At 73.5% G+C, this 17,755-nt stretch carries 19 protein-coding genes and 1 riboswitch; of the genes, 8 read left to right on the forward strand and 11 right to left on the reverse strand.

Annotated features, from left to right (window positions below):
• Positions 1–2: 2 nt before the first annotated feature.
• Positions 3–1,817 (forward strand): glycoside hydrolase family 15 protein, encoded by a 1,815-nt coding sequence (locus ACFYM2_RS16540; RefSeq protein ID WP_388836814.1) that lies wholly within the window; start codon positions 3–5, stop codon positions 1,815–1,817.
• Between the two features lie 5 nt (positions 1,818–1,822).
• A complete protein-coding gene (locus ACFYM2_RS16545) occupies positions 1,823–2,578 on the forward strand; it encodes an SDR family oxidoreductase (protein ID WP_388836817.1) in 756 nt (251 codons plus the stop codon).
• A 23-nt stretch (positions 2,579–2,601) separates the two neighbouring features.
• Here ACFYM2_RS16545 and amaP read toward each other — a convergent pair whose 3' ends face one another.
• The 5 genes from amaP to ACFYM2_RS16570 form a co-directional block, all read right to left on the reverse strand.
• A complete protein-coding gene (gene amaP, locus ACFYM2_RS16550) occupies positions 2,602–3,180 on the reverse strand; it encodes an alkaline shock response membrane anchor protein AmaP (RefSeq protein WP_388457427.1) in 579 nt (192 codons plus the stop codon).
• A gap of 3 nt (positions 3,181–3,183) precedes the next feature.
• Positions 3,184–3,906 (reverse strand): DUF6286 domain-containing protein, encoded by a 723-nt coding sequence (locus ACFYM2_RS16555; protein WP_388836820.1) that lies wholly within the window; start codon positions 3,904–3,906, stop codon positions 3,184–3,186.
• Positions 3,903–4,244, reverse strand: coding sequence for a hypothetical protein (locus ACFYM2_RS16560; RefSeq protein WP_388836823.1), 342 nt, complete (start codon positions 4,242–4,244; stop codon positions 3,903–3,905). The genes ACFYM2_RS16555 and ACFYM2_RS16560 overlap by 4 nt, the downstream gene beginning before the upstream one ends.
• A 3-nt stretch (positions 4,245–4,247) precedes the next feature.
• Positions 4,248–4,439: a hypothetical protein gene (locus ACFYM2_RS16565; protein WP_350229632.1), complete on the reverse strand. Its 192-nt coding sequence runs from the start codon at positions 4,437–4,439 to the stop codon at positions 4,248–4,250.
• Positions 4,440–4,554: 115 nt separating this feature from the next.
• Positions 4,555–5,058, reverse strand: a complete 504-nt coding sequence (locus ACFYM2_RS16570; protein WP_350229633.1) for an Asp23/Gls24 family envelope stress response protein — start codon at positions 5,056–5,058, stop codon at positions 4,555–4,557.
• Positions 5,059–5,146: 88 nt separating this feature from the next.
• Between ACFYM2_RS16570 and ACFYM2_RS16575 the strand changes: the two genes are divergently transcribed.
• Entirely contained in the window at positions 5,147–5,815 is a 669-nt protein-coding gene (locus tag ACFYM2_RS16575; RefSeq protein ID WP_388836826.1) for a hypothetical protein, read from the forward strand.
• A gap of 171 nt (positions 5,816–5,986) precedes the next feature.
• On the opposite strand, the gene ACFYM2_RS16580 is transcribed toward ACFYM2_RS16575, so the two are convergent.
• The 3 genes from ACFYM2_RS16580 to ACFYM2_RS16590 all read right to left on the reverse strand — a co-directional run bounded on the left by ACFYM2_RS16580 (position 5,987) and on the right by ACFYM2_RS16590 (position 9,149).
• Entirely contained in the window at positions 5,987–6,787 is an 801-nt protein-coding gene (locus ACFYM2_RS16580; RefSeq protein WP_388836829.1) for an enoyl-CoA hydratase/isomerase family protein, read from the reverse strand.
• A gap of 146 nt (positions 6,788–6,933) precedes the next feature.
• Positions 6,934–7,155 carry a helix-turn-helix domain-containing protein gene (locus tag ACFYM2_RS16585; protein ID WP_005477683.1) on the reverse strand — a complete coding sequence of 74 codons (222 nt, stop codon included), beginning with the start codon at positions 7,153–7,155 and terminating at the stop codon, positions 6,934–6,936.
• A 395-nt stretch (positions 7,156–7,550) separates the two neighbouring features.
• The gene (locus tag ACFYM2_RS16590; RefSeq protein WP_350229636.1) at positions 7,551–9,149 is read right to left on the reverse strand and encodes an ABC-F family ATP-binding cassette domain-containing protein; all 1,599 of its coding nucleotides are present in this window, start codon (positions 9,147–9,149) and stop codon (positions 7,551–7,553) included.
• A 388-nt stretch (positions 9,150–9,537) separates the two neighbouring features.
• Between ACFYM2_RS16590 and ACFYM2_RS16595 the strand changes: the two genes are divergently transcribed.
• Positions 9,538–10,431, forward strand: a complete 894-nt coding sequence (locus ACFYM2_RS16595; RefSeq protein ID WP_388836832.1) for a neutral zinc metallopeptidase — start codon at positions 9,538–9,540, stop codon at positions 10,429–10,431.
• A gap of 86 nt (positions 10,432–10,517) precedes the next feature.
• Complete coding sequence (locus tag ACFYM2_RS16600; RefSeq protein WP_350229638.1) at positions 10,518–10,907, forward strand: VOC family protein; 390 nt, start codon at positions 10,518–10,520, stop codon at positions 10,905–10,907.
• Between the two features lie 387 nt (positions 10,908–11,294).
• Here the strand turns inward: ACFYM2_RS16600 and ACFYM2_RS16605 are convergent, their stop codons facing one another.
• The 3 genes from ACFYM2_RS16605 to ACFYM2_RS16615 form a co-directional block, all read right to left on the reverse strand.
• Entirely contained in the window at positions 11,295–12,668 is a 1,374-nt protein-coding gene (locus ACFYM2_RS16605) for a hypothetical protein (RefSeq protein ID WP_359003321.1), read from the reverse strand.
• 261 nt (positions 12,669–12,929) lie between these two features.
• Positions 12,930–14,063, reverse strand: coding sequence for an alpha/beta hydrolase (locus ACFYM2_RS16610; protein ID WP_388836835.1), 1,134 nt, complete (start codon positions 14,061–14,063; stop codon positions 12,930–12,932).
• A 105-nt stretch (positions 14,064–14,168) separates the two neighbouring features.
• On the reverse strand, positions 14,169–14,822 hold the full coding sequence (locus ACFYM2_RS16615; protein WP_359003247.1) for a class II aldolase/adducin family protein: 654 nt from the start codon (positions 14,820–14,822) through the stop codon (positions 14,169–14,171).
• A gap of 105 nt (positions 14,823–14,927) precedes the next feature.
• Here ACFYM2_RS16615 and ACFYM2_RS16620 point away from each other — a divergent pair, with 105 nt between their 5' ends.
• The 3 genes from ACFYM2_RS16620 (at position 14,928) to ACFYM2_RS16630 (ending at position 17,435) form a co-directional block, all read left to right on the forward strand.
• The gene (locus tag ACFYM2_RS16620; protein WP_359003245.1) at positions 14,928–15,734 is read left to right on the forward strand and encodes a lysozyme; all 807 of its coding nucleotides are present in this window, start codon (positions 14,928–14,930) and stop codon (positions 15,732–15,734) included.
• A 153-nt stretch (positions 15,735–15,887) separates the two neighbouring features.
• Positions 15,888–17,180, forward strand: coding sequence for an anion permease (locus ACFYM2_RS16625; protein ID WP_388836838.1), 1,293 nt, complete (start codon positions 15,888–15,890; stop codon positions 17,178–17,180).
• Between the two features lie 33 nt (positions 17,181–17,213).
• Positions 17,214–17,435: a hypothetical protein gene (locus ACFYM2_RS16630; protein ID WP_350229643.1), complete on the forward strand. Its 222-nt coding sequence runs from the start codon at positions 17,214–17,216 to the stop codon at positions 17,433–17,435.
• 136 nt (positions 17,436–17,571) lie between these two features.
• Positions 17,572–17,713, forward strand: a riboswitch (cobalamin riboswitch).
• The last annotated feature ends 42 nt before the right edge of the window (positions 17,714–17,755 follow it).

Here is a 17,755-nt window from a genome sequence, read left to right on the forward strand (position 1 = left end):
GCGTGACCCAACGTACACAGCGCATCGAGGACTACGCCCTCATCGGCGACCTTCAGACCGCCGCCCTCGTCGGCCGCGACGGATCCGTCGACTGGCTCTGCCTGCCCCGCTTCGACTCCGCCGCCTGCTTCGCGGCCCTGCTCGGCGACGAGGACAACGGCCACTGGCGGATCGCCCCCGTGGAGGCGGGCCCCACCGGGCAGTGTTCCCGGCGCTCCTACGCGGACGACTCACTCGTCCTTGAGACCTACTGGGAGACCGGCACGGGCACGGTCAAGGTCATCGACTTCATGCCGCAGCGCGACGTGGCCCCCGATGTCGTACGCATCGTGGAGGGCGTCAGCGGCACCGTCGAGATGGGCTCCGTGCTGCGGCTGCGTTTCGACCACGGCCATGTGGTGCCCTGGATGCGCCGCTCCGACGGGCACCGGGTCGCGATCGCGGGCCCCGACTCGGCGTGGCTGCGCAGCGAGCCCGAGGTCAAGACCTGGGGCCAGGACATGAGCACCCGCTCGTCGTTCACGGTCGGCGAGGGGGAAAAGGTCGCTTTCGTCCTGACCTGGCACGCCTCGCACGAGCCGCGCCCCGACCTCATCGACCCCTATGAGTCCCTGGAGCAGTCCCTCGCCGACTGGCACCAGTGGGTCGGGCGCTGCCGCTACGAGGGGCCCTACCGGGACGCCGTGGTGCGCTCCCTGATCACCCTGAAGGCGCTCACCTACGCCCCCACCGGCGGCATCGTGGCGGCGCCCACCACCTCCCTGCCCGAGGAGATCGGCGGTGTCCGCAACTGGGACTACCGCTACTGCTGGCTGCGCGACTCCACCCTCACCCTCGAAGCCCTCCTCTCGGCCGGCTACCTGGAGGAGGCCGCGCACTGGCGCAACTGGCTGCTGCGCGCCGTCGCGGGCGACCCGGCCGACCTTCAGATCATGTACGGGATCGCCGGTGAGCGCAGGCTTCCGGAGAGTGAACTGCCTTGGCTCAAAGGGCACTTCGGGTCCGCGCCGGTCCGCATCGGCAACGCGGCCGTCAACCAGTTGCAGCTCGACGTGTACGGCGAGGTCGTCGACTCCCTGTACCTGGCGCGCCGGGCCGGCCTCAAGAGCGAGGAGCACGCCTGGAGCATCCAGCTGGCTCTGCTCGGCTTCCTGGAGGAGCGGTGGCGCGAGCCGGACGAGGGCCTGTGGGAGGTGCGCGGGCCGCGCCGGCACTTCGTCCACTCCAAGGTGATGGCCTGGGTGGCGGCGGACCGCGCGGTGCGCACCCTGGAGGAGGAGCCGAGCCTGCGCGGCGACGCCGACCGCTGGCGGCGGATGCGGGACGCGGTGCACAAGGAGGTCTGCGAGAAGGGCTTCGACCCGGACCGCAACACGTTCACGCAGGCGTACGGCTCCGCCGAGCTGGACGCGGCGACCCTGCTCATCCCCCGCGTCGGCTTCCTGCCGGCCGACGACCCCCGGGTGGTCGGCACGGTCGAGGCGATCCAGGCCGAGCTCGGCCAGGGCGGTTTCGTACGCCGCTACAGCACCGACAAGGCGGCCGCGGACGTGGACGGACTGCCGGGCGACGAGGGCACCTTCCTGGTGTGCTCGTTCTGGATGGCGGACGCGCTGCGGCTGATCGGCCGCGAGAAGGAGGCGCGGGAGATGTTCGAGCGGCTGCTCACCCTCCGCAACGACGTGGGGCTGCTCGCCGAGGAGTACGACCCGGCCGCCGGCCGCCAGCTCGGCAACTTCCCGCAGGCCTTCAGCCACATCGGTCTGGTCGCCACCGCCTGCGCGCTGGAGCCGGACTGCGCCGACGAGGCAGGATAGGCGGCATGGATCTTGGACTGAAGGACCGTGTCTACGTAGTCACCGGCGCCTCGCGCGGTCTCGGCCTCGCCGCCGCCCGCGCGCTCGTCGCGGACGGCGCGAAGGCCGTCATCAGCGGCCGCGACGAGAAGACGCTGAAGGAGAGCGCCGCCGAACTGGGCCCCGGCGCGCACCCGGTGGTCTGCGACAACGCCGACCCGGCGTCGGCCGCCCGGCTCATCGCCGCCGCCCGCGACCACTTCGGGCGCTTCGACGGCGTCCTGGTCAGCGTGGGCGGCCCGCCGCCGGGCTTCGTCGCGGACAACACCGACGAGCAGTGGCAGTCGGCGTTCGACTCGGTGTTCCTCGGCGCGGTCCGCATCGCGCGCGCGGCCGCCGCCGAGCTGGACGAGGGCGGGGTGATCGGCTTCGTGCTGTCCGGTTCCGTGCACGAGCCGATCCCGGGCCTCACCCTCTCCAACGGGCTGCGTCCCGGTCTCGCCGGGTTCGCCAAGTCGCTGGCCGACGAGCTGGGACCGCGCGGCATCCGCGTCGTGGGGCTGCTTCCGGCCCGCATCGACACCGACCGGGTGCGCCGGCTCGATGAGCTGTCGGGGGACGCGGAGGCGGCCCGCGCGGCCAACGAGGCGAAAATTCCGCTGCGCCGCTACGGCGCCCCCGAGGAGTTCGGCCGTACGGCCGCCTTCCTGCTCTCGCCCGCCGCGTCGTATCTGACGGGCCTCATGCTCCCGGTGGACGGCGGGGCACGGCACGGCTTCTGAGCGGGCTCAGGGGGTGTCTGGCCTCAACTCACGCGCCGGGCACGGTGTTTGACCGACCGCAGCCGGACCTCGGCGGGCAGCTCCGCGAGCCCCGCCGAGTCCCGGGCGTGGGCCAGCGCCCGGCCGTCCAGGCGGACGAGCGCGGCGGCCGGCTGGGCGTGCGGCTCAAGGAGCAGCGCCACGCGCGCACGCGGCGTGGTCCGCCTGCCCATCAGGACCGCCTGGGCCCGCGCCACCCCCTCCACGGTCTCCGCCTCACCCGCGAGCGCCGCCTCCAGGGCCCGGCCGCGCAGCAGCGCTCCCTGCCCGTCGCCGCAGTCCACCAGGACCTCGGCGAGGCGGGCCCGGCGCAGCTGCGCCAGCAGCCACCACAGGGCGAGCAGGACGAGCAGGGCGAGGACGGCGATCACGACGGGCCACCACCAGCCCTGGTCGTGCCAGTGGGCGCGGCGCGACCTGCTCACCAGGACGTCGTGCTTGCCGCCCCAGGGCCACCACGAGGGCACATCGAGGCCGAAGCCGGCGGCCAGGACCGCGCCGCCGACGAGAAACAGCACGAGCCCCACGAGCCCGAGCACCACCCGGTTGACCGTCCGCAGCATGGCTCAGCCCTTCCGTACCGAAGGGGCGACCCGCACGGTGAGCGCGGGCGGCCCCGCGAGGCCGAGCTCCCGCAGTCCCGCGCCGAGCGCCGCGTCCAAGTCGGCCCGTACGTCGTCGAGTTCACGAAAATGCGACAGGGCGCGTACGGTCACCCGGCGCCGACCCACGCGGATCCGCGCGGACTGGACACCGGCCACTTCCATGGCCCGGTCGCGCAGCACGAGCGCGGCGGCGGCCCGGTCGAGCCCGGCCCGCACGGCGGGCGACGGGCTGCGCATCGTCAGGACGCCGCGCAGGCCCGGGGTGATCGCGAGGGCGATCAGCCAGAGGCCGATCAGCGCGGCTGCGCCCGCGATGGCGAGGACCGCGACGTCGTCGAGCGGGTGCGCGGCGAGCCAGTCGGCGAACCGTACCCGCCAGCGCATCGCCGAGTGGTGGGCGCGCACGGCGGCGACGTCGTAGAGGAAGAGCCCGGACACGGCCAGGATCACCAGGGCCAGCAGTCCGGCGGGGATCCGGCGCGCCGACCAGAAGCGGGTTGCCCGGCCGCCCTCGGCGAGCACGGGCACGGGGTCGTGGTCGGGGCCGTGGTCGTGGCCTTGGCCGTGATCGTGGTCGTGGTCGGAGGCCGATGCGGCCCGGTCGGATCCGGGTCCGTGCTGGGCGCCCCGCTCGATCACCGGCAGGCGCCGGGTGGCGCCCTCGTCGTCGCTGGGGTGGCTCATCGAATACTCCCCCGGGCCGTCGTGTCCGTGTGCAGACGCTCGATCTGCACCGCTACTTCGGGCACGTCCATCCCTGCCAACGACCGTACGCGCTCGGCGACTTGGCGCCGCACCGCGCGGCACTGGCCGCCGAGATCGCTGGGGTAGCCCAGTTCGACGCTGACCCGTACCCGGGCGCAATCCTGGTGCACGGTGACCGCGGCGTGCGGCGGGGCGCCCCCTTGAGGGGGCTGCTCAAGTGCCTCCCGCGCGGCCTGCGCGGCGATCTTCGCGACGACCCGGTCGGCGATCCTGGTGGAGCCGCGCTCGGCGGGCTCGATCCGTTCGGCCACCGCCATGGGTCAGCGCCGCCGGTCGCCGCGGTCGCGCGAGCGGAAGAAGTCGCCCGGTTCCAGGTCGCCGTCCAGGAAGCGGCCCGCCACGAATCCGATCGCGCCCAGCGCCGCGACCAGCAGGAAAGCTCCGAACCCGCCGAAGTATCCGGCGAAGCCGAGCGCCATGCCGGCCAACAGGCCAACCATCGCCATACTCATGCTGAACTCCTCGGTTCCATGAGCCGTGACCCATCCGTGTGAAGTGACGCGCGTGCCGCGCGAGATGACGACCCTGTGGGCCCGCGCGGTCGCGGCGGGCCGTGATCGTGGCGGGCTACTGGAGCCGGCCCTCCGGTTCCTCGTCCTCGTCGTCGTCCGGCAGCTTCACGTCACTGACCGCGATGTTGACCTCGACGACTTCCAGACCGGTCATCCGCTCGACGGCGGAGATCACGTTCTCGCGGACGTCCCGCGCCAACTCGGCGATCGGCACGCCGTACTCCACGACGATTTCGAGGTCGAGCGCGGTCTGCACCTCGCCCACCTCGGCCTTCACGCCCCGGGTGACGGACGACTTGCCGCCGCCGGGCACCCGGTCCCTGACCGCCCCGAACGTACGGGACAGACCGCTGCCCATGGCGTGGACGCCCTCGACGTCCCGGGCCGCGAGGCCGGCGATCTTCTCGACCACACCGTCGGCGATCGTGGTGCGGCCGCGTCCGCCCGGGTCCCCGCCACCACGCTTGGTGGCGGACACCTTTCTGGCCTGCTCGGACAGTGCGCCCGTCGGTTCGTTCGCGGGTGCACCGGGCCGGTTGCGCTGTTCGCTGTCGCTCATGACCGTTCGTCCCTTCGCCCTTGGACTCCAATGCCCACATTAAGTGCGGTTGCCCCGACTCGCCCCCGCGATGCGGCAGGCTGGGGGAATGACGGCTGACGGATGGAGTGCCGCGGTACGGCGTCGACTGGGCCTGGGCAGGCTGGTCGCGCTGGGCGGTTTCGAGGACGGTGTCTGGATCAGTGAGCGAGCGGCGGCGGCGGTGCTCGGGGCCGCCGTGGCGGCGCTTGCGGGGTGTGGGGTGACCTCGCTGCGGATCGCCCCGGCCGACCCCGGGGCGGGGGCGGGAGCGGCGGTCCCGGCGCCGCCGACGGCGCTCGCGCCGGGCCCGCACCGCGTCTCGGTGGAGCTCGTGGCGCTGGGCGGGCGGCCGCTGCCGGAGCTGGTGGCGGGGCTGCGCGACGCCCTGCTCACGGCGGCGCGGGACCGGCTCGGGCTGCTTGTCTCGGACATCGACGTGGACGTGACGGCCCTGGTCGATGTCCTGCCGGATCCCCCGGACGGCCCTCCCCCGCCCGGCCCAGCCGATCAGCCGGCGTCGGCGGCGGCGACCGCCGCGCTCACCACGCCGGGTGTGGCCCGGCTGACCGCCGAGCTGGGCCCGCCGGTGCACAGGGCCGACGGCCACATCCGCGTGGAGCTGGCGAGCGCCCCGCCCCACAACCCCCTGGAGGTGGGGCGTGCGGTGCGCACGGCGGTCGGCCGGGCGGTCCCGGACGCGGACTCGGTGGCGGTCCTGGTCACCTGGGCGGGCTGAGCGGCCCCGGTGGGCGGCGCCCTGACCCCGGCTGCACGCCATGGGTGGCGGGTCGCGCGGTTTCCCGCGCCCCTGGCAGCACCGGCACCGGCCCACGCCGGCACCCGCGGCCAGTCCGGCGTATCCGGGGCCCGGCCGGGTCGCTCGATCCGCATGCCCGTGTCAGGTCGCTCAGTCCGCGAGTCCCGCCAGGTCGCGCAGGCGGCGGGCCTGGGCGGCGCGTTCGGCGAGGCGCTGCTCCTCGTAGCTCCGGTCGGTGGCGCCCCGCAGCAGCGCCTTCGTCTCGACGACGGCGTCGCGGGGAGCGGCCAGGAGGGCGCCCGCCAAGTCCTTCACCGCCGAGTCGAGTTCGTCGCCGGGCACGGCGAGGTTGGCCAGGCCCGTGCGCTCGGCCTCCTCGGCGCCGACGAAGCGGCCCGTGGCGCAGATCTCCAGCGCGCGGGCGTAGCCGACGAGCCCGACGAGCGGGTGCGTGCCGGTGAGGTCGGGGACCAGGCCGAGGCTGGTCTCGCGCATGGCGAACTGCACGTCCTGCGCGACGACCCGCAGGTCGCAGGCGAGGGCGAGCTGGAAGCCGGCACCGATGGCGTGCCCCTGGACGGCCGCGATCGACACGAGGTCGTTGCGGCGCCACCAGGTGAACGCCTCCTGGTACTCGGCGATGACCGCGTCGAGCTCCGCGTCGGAGCCGCGCGCGAGGTCGAGGAAGGAGGGCTCGCCGTCGAAGCCCTCGGGAGTGAAGGCCTGGCGGTCGAGGCCGGCGGAGAAGGACTTGCCCTCGCCGCGCAGCACGACGACGCGCACGCTGCCGGGAAGCGACCGTCCGGCCGTGGCCAACGCCCGCCACAGAGCGGGAGACTGAGCGTTGCGCTTGGCCGGATTGGTCAGGGTCACCGTGGCGATCGCGTCATCGACGGAGAGCCGGACACCGTCCTTGTCGAAAACTTCAGATGCGGATGCGGGCGTAGCCATGGGGCGCCTCCGGGTCAGTGGCCGTCAGTGAACAACCGCACCGCGGTCGTCAAGTGACTGCACAGTAACCACCCGGTCGGCCGCAGGACCGACCGGGTGGCCACCACCGGACCCGGGGGCCACGGGAACCGTCCGCACGGCCTCGGTCAGGCTGAGGCCGTCTTCTTGCCCCGTGTCGCTCCGCCGCGTCCACGGAGAGTGACCCCGGACTCGCTGAGCATCCGGTGGACGAACCCGTAGGACCGGCCGGTTTCCTCGGCCAGCGCCCGGATGCTCGCACCGGAGTCGTACTTCTTCTTCAGGTCTGCCGCGAGCTTGTCGCGCGCGGCGCCGGTAACCCGGCTGCCCTTCTTCAGAGTCTCGGCCACCCGTGCCTCCTCATGGGAAGTGCGCTCTGGACTTCTCATGATCACCCCTCCCGCGCTTCCTGGCCACCCATTCGGCAAGGTCCGCGCAACAAGCTTCCGCTTCCGAGCGGCGATCCGGCGGCGCGGAATGCCTCATTCCGGCTGGGCTTGGACATATCACGTCCCGAAAGTCGAGATGAAGCGCCAGGTCAGAGCTGTGTTCCGGGTCACATACGGAAAAAGGCCCGCCCCTTGGGGGGCGGACCTTGATCCCGTGCCTGACACACCGGGGTACGAGACGCACTCACTCAGATTGAGGATCACGCGTAAGCCGAATGATCCAGCGGAAGTGGATCAGTGGATGGATCTTGCCCGGGGCCCCGCCGGACGGGCCCGTCGGCGTGCGCCACGCGCGCTCAGGCGAGGGCGACCAGGTCCGCGTAGTCCGGGCCCCACAGGTCCTCGACGCCGTCCGGCAGCAGGATGATCCGCTCCGGCTGCAACGCCTCGACGGCGCCCTCGTCATGGGTGACCAGGACGACCGCGCCCTTGTAGGTGCGTAGCGCGCCCAGGATCTCCTCGCGGCTCGCGGGGTCGAGGTTGTTGGTGGGCTCGTCGAGCAGCAGGACGTTGGCCGAGGAGACGACGAGGGTGGCGAGCGCCAGACGGGTCTTCTCACCGCCGGAGAGGACCCCGGCCGGCTTGTCGACGTCGTCGCCGGAGAAGAGGAAGGAGCCGAGCGTCTTGCGCACCTCGACGAGGTCCAGGTCCGGCGCGGAGGAGCGCATGTTCTCCAGGACCGTGCGGTTGGGGTCGAGCGTTTCGTGCTCCTGCGCGTAGTAGCCCATCTTGAGGCCGTGGCCCGGGGTGACCTCGCCGGTGTCCGGCTTCTCGGCGCCCGCCAGCAGCCGCAGCAGCGTCGTCTTGCCGGCGCCGTTGAGGCCGAGGATGACCACGCGCGAGCCCTTGTCGATGGCCAGGTCGACGTCGGTGAAGATCTCCAGCGAGCCGTACGACTTCGACAGGCCCTCGGCCGTGAGCGGCGTCTTGCCGCACGGGGCGGGCTCGGGGAAGCGCAGCTTGGCGACCTTGTCGGAGACGCGGACGGCCTCGAGGCCCGAGAGCAGGCGCTCGGCGCGCTTGGCCATGTTCTGCGCGGCGACGGTCTTGGTGGCCTTGGCGCGCATCTTGTCGGCCTGCGAGTTGAGGGCCGCGGCCTTCTTCTCGGCGTTCTGGCGCTCGCGCTTGCGGCGCTTCTCGTCGGCCTCGCGCTGCTGCTGGTAGAGCTTCCAGCCCATGTTGTAGACGTCGATCTGGGCGCGGTTGGCGTCCAGGTAGAAGACCTTGTTCACGACCGTCTCGACCAGGTCGACATCGTGGGAGATCACGATGAAGCCGCCCCGGTAGGACTTCAGGTAGTCCCGCAGCCAGACGATGGAGTCGGCGTCGAGGTGGTTGGTCGGCTCGTCCAGGAGCAGGGTGTCGGCGTCGGAGAAGAGGATCCTGGCGAGTTCGATACGGCGGCGCTGACCACCGGAGAGGGTGTGCAGCGGCTGGCCGAGGACCCGGTCGGGCAGGCCGAGGGCGGCGGCGATGGTGGCGGCCTCCGCCTCGGCCGCGTACCCGCCCTTGGTCAGGAACTCCGTCTCCAGGCGCTCGTACTTCTTCATCGCCTTCTCGCGGGTGGCGCCCTTGCCGTTCGCCATGCGGTCCTCGTTCTCGCGCATCTTGCGCAGGACTTCGTCGAGGCCCCGGGCGGACAGGACACGGTCACGGGCGAGCACGTCGAGGTCGCCGGTGCGCGGGTCCTGCGGCAGGTAGCCGACCTCGCCCGAGCGCGTGATGGTGCCGGCGGCCGGGATGCCCTCGCCGGCCAGGCACTTGGTGAGCGTGGTCTTGCCCGCTCCGTTGCGGCCGACGAGGCCGATGCGGTCGCCCTTGGCGACGCGGAAGGACGCGGACTCGATGAGGACTCGGGCGCCGGCGCGCAGCTCGATGCCGGTGGCGGTGATCACGGAAAGACTCCAGGGCGGTATGGACGGCGGAGGGGACGGCAAGAGGCGCCGCGCGAAGCGCGTCCTTGACAGGGCGTGGGGGCGACGGCGGGCGTGGAGGTCGACGCCGCCTAATGCACAAGGAGAATTGCCATGGGGTCAATTCTAACGGGGCTGTGCAACCCGGTTTCCGCCACCGTCCCCGGGGCCTCGCCCGGCAGGCCGTCGCCCGGCGGAGCGCGCCTCCGGGCGCGGTCCCTGACACGCGGAGCGTGGTGGCCGACGTGGCACTACGGGCGTGGCGCGCGGGACTGCCCCATACTCGGGGTGACCTTTTTGACACGCGGGGTCATCCCGGGCGGACCGCCCTCGCGCCGTCCGGTGGCCCCAGGACGCGGAGGGTTCGCCCATGCAGTTCGACGACGACGCCGATCTCGACACCTCCGAGGTCAACGATGCCCGGGGCAGTCGGATCCCGGGCGGGCGGGCCACCGTCGGCGGCGGAATCGTCGGGGTCGTCGCGCTGCTGCTGGGCCTGTTCTTCGGTGTGGGCCCCGAGCAGCTGGGCCTCTCCTCCGACACCACCACCCCGGGCACGCACTCGTCCTCGCAGGCGCAGGTGAACCAGAGCTGCCGTACGGGCTCGGACGCCAACACCAAGGACGACTGCCGCATCGTGGCGGTGGTCAACAGCGTGCAGGACTACTGGAGCCAGGAGCTTCCGCGCCACGGCTCCCGGTACTCCTCGGCGCGGACGGTGTTCTTCACCGGCCGGGTCAACACCGCGTGCGGGGCGGCCACTTCGGCGGTCGGCCCCTTCTACTGTCCTGGCGACCGGCAGGTCTATCTCGACCTGGGCTTCTTCGACGAGCTGCGGACGAAGTTCGGTTCGAGCGGCGGCCCCTTCGCGCAGGCGTATGTGGTGGCGCACGAGTACGGCCACCACGTCCAGAACCTGACCGGCACCCTGAGCCGGTCGCAGGACGGGCGCCAAGGGGCCGACAGCAACGCGGTGAAGGTGGAGCTCCAGGCCGACTGCTACGCCGGGGTGTGGGCGCGCCGGGCGACGACGCCCCCGGACAAGACGAGTGGCCGCCCGCTGCTCTCGCGCCTCACCGACCAGGACATCAAGGACGGCCTCGACGCGGCGGCCGCCGTGGGCGACGACCGCATCCAGCAGAAGTTCCAGGGCCGGGTCACCCCGGAGACGTGGACGCACGGCTCGGCGCGCCAGCGTCAGCAGTGGTTCTACACCGGCTACCGCGCGGGCGACATGGCCCGCTGCGACACCTTCGCGCGCTGAACCGGGTGCCGGGGCGTTGTCAGTGCCGGGTGCAAGACTGAGATCCAGGTCACAGTCAGCTACTTGGACCGGAAGGAGTGATCGGGATGACCGTGTGTCCGACGATCCTGTACGACGACGCGAAGGCAGCGATCCGCCAGCTCAAGGACGCCTTCGGCTTCACGGAGGTGTGCGCGTACGAGGCGGAGGACGGCAGCGTGATGCATGCCGAGCTGTCCTACGGGACGGGCGTGGTGATGCTCGGCTCCAAGGGCCGGGGCGGCCTCTTCGCCCGGACGATGGCGGACGCGGGCCCGGCGGGGGTGTACGTGGTGGTGAGCGATGTGGACGCGCACCACAAACGCGCCGCCGAGCGGGGCGTGGAGATCTTGATGGAACCGACAGATCAGGACTACGGCTCGCGGGACTACATGGCGAGGGACGCGGAGGGCAACGTGTGGAGCTTCGGTACGTATGCGCCGGGAGGTGGGGAGTGAGGCGGGGGCGCCGCTGAGGGGGGCGGGGTGCGGGGCGGCGCGGGCGGGTGTGCCCAGCGTCGGGCGGGCGGGCCCGGCCTCGGGTGGGCGAGCCCGGCCTCGGGTGGGCGGGCCCGGCCTCGGGTGGGCGAGCCCGGCCTCGGGTGGGCGAGCCCGGTGCTCGCGCGGGGCCGTCGCGGGCGGGCCCGGTACTCACTCGGGCCGGCGCGGTGCTCACGCGGCCGTCGCGGGCGGGCCCGGTGCTCACGCGGGCCGGCGCGGTGGGGTGGCGGGCTCGGGTGGGCCCGGTGCGTGCGACGGGCGTCGGGTGCTGAACGGGGCGGCGCCGGGCGCGAGTTGAGGGAGCGGGGCGCCCCGGCCGGTGGCCGGGGCGGCGCTCGCGCGTCGCTAGACGGATCCCGTGTGCACCTGGAAGGCCGCGCGGCGCACCGCCTTGGCGAGGGCCGGGTCGGGGTGGGCCGCCGCGAGGGCGACCAGGACCTGCACGGTCCGGGGATGCCCGACGGCCCGTACCTCCTCCAGGAGCGCGGGGACGGTGCCCTGGACCGCCGAGTCGAGGTGGCGTACCAGGAGTTCGCTCTCGCCGTGGTCGGCCACGGCGGCGGCCGTGTCGACCCAGAGCCAGGTGGAGTCCTCCCGGGACAGGACGGCGAGGACGTCCTCCGGGTCGCCGCCCTCGTGCTCGGCGAGCCACAGCAGGGCGTAGGGCCGCAGGCACGTCTCGGTCACGGCGGCGCGCACCGCGGCCTCCGCGGGCGCGCCCACGACCCGCAGCGCCTCGAAGGCGAGCCCGCGCAGCAGGGCGTCGTCGCCCCGGGCGACGTCGAGCAGTTCGGTGACCGCGCCCGCGACGGTGCGGGCGGCGGTCCAGGCGCGGTACTCGGCGCGGGCCGGGCCGGGGGTCAGGCCCGCGCAGCCGCGCAGCATGTCCTCGGCGGACTGCTCGATGTTGCCGGCCGGGCTCTGCGCGGCGACGCAGATCTGTTCCAGCTTGACCCAGACCGCCCAGTTGCCGAGCGGCGTCAACGTGGCCTGGTCCTCGCCGAGGACGAGCGCGCCGACGGCGGCCAGGCCGGCCAGCGCCCAGCCGAGCAGGTCGGCGAGGTCCGGCGGTGTGGCGGCGGGATCGGGCGGGGGGACCGGGCCCGGCACGGGGCCCGGCTTGGACCCGTAGGGCACCTCGCAGCGTTCCTCGCGCAGTTCGGCCACGCGCTGTTCGAGCAGATCGAGCAGCGCCGGCATGAGCACGGGCCCGTTGGAGAGCTGAAGGAGGGAGAGCACTTGTGGGATGGCCTCGACGACCTCGGCGACCGCCGTGGGGGCGATGTCGTCCGGGGCGGGACGCACCAGGGACCAGGCGTCGAACAGGGCGACCCAGCCGCGCAGGACGGCCGCGTCGTCGCGGTCCCAGGCGCGCAGCCGCCAGCCGGGGCGCACCGTGGCGCCGTGCAGCTCGACGAGGCCCGCGAGCCGGGCCCGGTCCCAGGCGGCCCGCACCCGGCCCGGTGCGAGGCCGAGCGCCGCGGCGGCCCGTTCGGTGACCCCCTCGGGCAGCGGCCCGGGACGGCCGGGGCCGGAGGTGGCGCCGCTCAGGCGCTGGGCCTCGGTCCAGCGGGCGACGCGTACGGCGTCGGCGAGCACCGCCCTGGCCTGGCGGGCCAGTTCGCCGGCGGCGGGGGTGCCCGCGGGCGGCCTCGGCGCGGGCCGGGTGCGCCGGTCGGACACGGCTCGGCGGGCGGCGGCGAGGGGCCGGGCCTGCATCGGGTGCGGAGCGCGGACAAGCCGCAGTCTGGAGTCGCGCGGCAACTTCTCTTCAGGCTTCCGGGACGTCACGCATGCAGTCTTCCCGCTCACTGCCCGAAAGCCCAAACGGAATCGGCCGTGCCCGTCACGCCGGAGGCGTCAGGGGCGGCCGGGGGCCCGGGGACCGGCGCGGCGAACACCACGGATCACGCGCCGGCCGAAACGCTCAAACGGAACCGGCCGCACCGCTCCGGCCCCCGGGGCCGCCATGAGGGGGCGTCACATGAGGGGGGTGAGGAAGCGGCGCAGGATCTCCTCGTAGCCGGACGGGTCGGCGTTCCACATCGAGGCGTGCGGGGCGTCGGCGACGGTGTGCAGGGTGACCAGTTCCGGGCACCGCTCGGCCAGTTGCCGGGAGGGCCCCCAGGGGGCCAGCGTGTCTCCGGGGCCGTGGAAGAGCAGCGTGGGCACGCGCAGGGCGCGGGGGTCGACGGCCTCGCGCAGGCGGTCGCCGCCCAGTCCGGTGCGGCCCTGGGCGGCCCGCACGGCGAGCGGCAGCAGCGGGCCCGGGGTGCGGCGGGCCGCGGCGAGGGCGCGCAGGGTGAACTCCCAGTCGAGCACGGGCGAGTCGAGGACGACGCCGCTGACGCGTTCGCGCTGGGCGCAGCGGGCGGCGGCGTGCAGGGCCATCGTGGCGCCGGTGGACCAGCCGTACAGGATGACGTTCTGGGCCCCCGAGCGCAGCGCGTAGCGGATCGCGGCGTCCAGGTCGCGCCATTCGGAGTCGCCGAGGTGGCCGAGGCCGTCCGGGGAGCGGGGGGCGCCCTCGTCGCCCCGGTAGGCGAGGCAGAGCACCGGGAGCTGCTGGCCGTGCAGGAACTCCAGGACGTTCAGGGGGTGTTCGCGGGTGGTGCCGAGGCCGTGCACGGCGATCACCCAGGTGGCGCGGGCGGCGGGCACGAACCAGGCGGGCAGCGGCCCGAGTTCGGAGGGGATCTCGACGTCGCGGTACTCGATGCCGAGGGCCGCGCCCGGGGTGCCCCGGTGGAGCTGGGGGGTGAACCTGACCCGGTCCCCCGCCACGAGGGGGCCGCGCGTGACCCGTTCGAGGCGGCGCACGACCGTGTCGGCGGTGTCCGAGGCCCCCTCGATGACGTCGCCGACGACGGCATGGACCTGGTCGCCGTCGCCCGCGAGGCCGTAGATCCCCGGGCGCAGCGAGGCGAGCGCTCTGGTCAGGGTGACGCGGCCGGGTTCGGTGGCGTGCACGGTGAGGCGGCGGCCGGAGGGCAGCGGGCGGCCGGGCGGCGCCTTGAGGGCGGCGTCGCTTGCGAAGCGTCCGGCGACGACCGCTGCCGCGCCGACGCCGATGGCTGTGGTGACGGCCGCTGCCGTCTTCGTAGCGGGGCGCACCCGACCAGTCTCCGGGTCCGAGCGCCCCGGTGCCAGTGGGCGGGGCCCGCCGCAGCCGCCCGTCACCGGCTCAGCGCAACCCGGCCCGCCCGCGCCGGGCCCGCCTCAGGGCTGTCCGTAGCCGCCGAGCCGCCGGCCGGCCTCGTCGAGCTGGGCGGGGCTGAGCAGGGACGGAGCGTGCCCGGGCACCGCCGCGGCGGTGAGCCAGACCCGGCACATCCACTCCAGTTGGGCGGTGCGGTCGTAGGCCTGCGCGAGGCTGTCTCCGTACGTGAGGGTTCCGTGGTTGCGCAGGAGGCACCCGGTACGGCCCTCCAGTGCCTTCAGCGTGTGGCCGGCCAGTTCCTCACTTCCGTACAGCGCGTACGGGGCGACCCGGACGGGGCCGCCGAGGGCCGCCGCCATGTAGTGGATCAGCGGCAGTTCGGGCACCAGCGTGGAGACGGCGGTGGCGTGCACGGCGTGGGTGTGGACGACGGCACGGGCGTCGGTGCCGCAGTAGACGGCCAGGTGCATCGGGAGTTCGCTGGTGGGCTTGAGCGTGCCCCTGACCTGACGGCCGTCGAGGTCCACGGCGACGGTGTCGGCGGGCCCGAGGCGGTCGTAGGGGACGCCGGTCGGGGTGATGAGGACCAGTTCGCCGACGCGTACCGACACATTGCCCGAGGTGCCGACGACCAGGCCTTCGGCCGCGGTCCTGCGCGCGGTGTCGATCAGTTCGGCCCAGGCCCCGGCGATGGCCGCCTCGTCGTCGCTCATGCGGCTGATCCTGCCAGGGCGCGGGCGGCCGGGGTACGGGCCGGTGGGTGATCTTCCACTAGCCTCGCGGTGTTTTGTTCCCTACCTCGCGATTCGGGGGGATTCATGGCGCGCGAGCGTGGTCCGCTGGCCCGCAGGGCCCGGGCGCTGGGCGCCCCGCGCGGGTGGCTCGCGGCCCTGGTGCTCGGCTGTACGGCGCTCACGGCGCTGCCCGGCGCGCGGGCCGCCGGCAGACCGGCCGGCCACGACGTCTCCTCGCACCAGGGGGACGTCGACTGGGCGTCCGCGCGGAGCCGGGGTGCTTCTTTCGTGTACGTGAAGGCGACCGAGTCGACGTCGTACCGCAATCCCTCCTTCGGGCAGCAGTACGGCGGCGCGCTGCGGGCTGGGCTGCTCCGGGGGGCCTACCACTTCGCGGTGCCCGACCAGTCCTCCGGCCGCGCGCAGGCCGCCTTCTTCGTGACCAACGGCGGCGCCTGGCGGGACGACGGCCGGACCCTGCCGCCGGCCGTCGACCTGGAGCACAACCCGTACGGCAAGGACGCCAAGGACGCCAGAGCCGGCGACGACGCCAAGGGTTCCGGCGGCGACGCCTGTTACGGACTGACCCCGGCCGCCATGAGCACCTGGATCGCCGCGTTCAGCGACGAGGTGCGGCTGCGCACCGGCCGCCGGCCCGTGATCTACACGAGCACCGCGTGGTGGAACGCCTGCACCGGCCACAGCCGGGCCTTCGCCGGGGACCACCCGCTGTGGCTCGCCCGGTACGCCGCCACCCCGGGCGCGCTGCCGGCGGGCTGGTCGTACTGGACGTTCTGGCAGCACGCGAACGGGAGCGGAATCCTGCCGGGTGACCAGGATCTCTTCAACGGGACTCCCGAGCAGCTGAAACGGTTCGCGGCCGGGCGCTGAAGCGGTTCGCGCCCGGCGACGAACCGGCCCCGGCGGCCCCGGCGGGCACCGGAACCGGCCATGGACACCACTGCGCCCGTCCCAGTTCACCTTCCGTTCATTCAGGTTACTTACGTTCGTCCCGCCACTGACGTCGAACGATTGCCTGGGTAAATGGAACACATCACGCTGCTGCTCGCGATTGTGATCGTGACAGCTCTAGTGTTCGATTTCACGAACGGTTTCCACGACACCGCCAACGCGATGGCCACCACCATCTCGACCGGCGCCCTGAAGCCCAAGACGGCGGTCGCCATGTCCGCCGCGCTCAACCTGGTCGGCGCGTTCCTGTCGGTGGAGGTCGCCAAGACGATCTCCGGCGGGATCATCGACGAAAAGGGAATCCGCACCGAGGTCATCTTCGCGGCCCTGGTCGGCGCCATCCTGTGGAACCTGCTGACCTGGCTGCTCGGGCTGCCCTCCAGCTCGTCGCACGCCCTGTTCGGCGGCCTCATCGGCGCCGCGGTCATGTCGGCCGGCTGGTCCTCGGTCCACGGCTCCACCGTCGTCACCAAGGTGCTGCTGCCCGCCGTCGCCGCCCCGGTCGTCGCCGGCATCGCCGCGATGCTGGCCACCAGGCTCACCTACCGGCTCAACCGGAACACCGACGAGAAGGCCACCGCCAAGGGTTACCGCGTGGGCCAGATCGCCTCGGCCGGTCTCGTCTCGCTCGCCCACGGCACCAACGACGCCCAGAAGACGATGGGCATCATCACCCTCGCCCTGGTCACCGGCGGCGTGCTGCACCCGGGCGCCAACCCCCCGCTGTGGGTCATCGTCTCGGCGGGCCTGGCCATCGCCCTTGGCACCTACCTCGGCGGCTGGCGCATCATCCGCACCCTGGGCAAGGGCCTGACCGAGCTGCGCCCGCCGCAGGGCTTCGCCGCCCAGACCGGCGCCGCCACCGTTATCCTGGCCTCCTCGCACATCGGCTTCTCGCTCTCCACCACCCAGGTCTGCTCCGGCTCGGTCATGGGCGCGGGCCTCGGCCGCAAGGGCGGTGTGGTCCGCTGGTCCACCGCGACCCGGATGGCCGTCGCCTGGATCCTGACGCTCCCGGCCGCCGCCGTCGTCGGAGCGGGCGCGGAGTTCCTGACCCAGCAGGGCCCCTGGGGCATCGCCGCCGTCGCCGTCCTCCTGATCGCCGGCTCGGGCATCATCTGGAAGCTCTCGCGCCGCCGGCCGGTCGGCCACGACGACGTCACCGCCGACGTCACCGCCGACAAGACCGCTCCGGCCGACGCAGAGCCCGCCGGTGTCATCACCACCGCGATCGCCGCCGTCTCCCCGCCGCCCACCGGCGTCCTGCTCTCCGCCGCCGACCTCGCGGTCGGCGACCTCAGGGCCACGATCCAGGCCCCGGCCCCGGTGGCCCCCGCCGACCCGCCCACCCCGGCCGCGGTCTGACCGGCACCGACCAGGTACAGGTAAGGAATCCTCATGCACATCGACTGGGCGGCCCTCGGCTCCGTCTTCGGCGTCAGCCTCGCGGTGACCGTCGGCCTGGTGGGCCTGTTCACCCTCGGCGTCGTCGGCCTCGCCAAGCGGGAGGCCGCGACCTCGGGATCCGGCAACGTGCTGGTGGCCCGCACCACCGCGTACGCCTGCTTCGCGCTCTGCGCTGCGGCCGTGGCGTACGGGATCCATCTGATCGTCGCCTGACCCGGCGCCCGGGGCCCCACGGGGCACTTCCCGGCGCCGCGCGCACCCCGCGAACCGCCCTTCGGCCCCCGGCCGGAGGGCGCTCGCGTGTGCGCCGGGACACGCTCTCGCGCCGCAGGTCAACGGCAAGTTGACGGCTGTTCTCGGACCGTGGTGGACTGCACCGGCCAGCTACGGCGGCAGGAGAGGAAGCCGGTGCGAATCCGGCGCGGTCCCGCCACTGTCACCGGGGAGCGATCCCCGCGAGCCAGGAACTCTCACCGCCGGTCACGTCGAACCAGGGCGCGGACACCCTGAGTGAGGACACACCGCCATGCGCG

This window comes from Streptomyces sp. NPDC006711 (assembly GCF_042869775.1).
Taxonomy (GTDB): domain Bacteria; phylum Actinomycetota; class Actinomycetes; order Streptomycetales; family Streptomycetaceae; genus Streptomyces.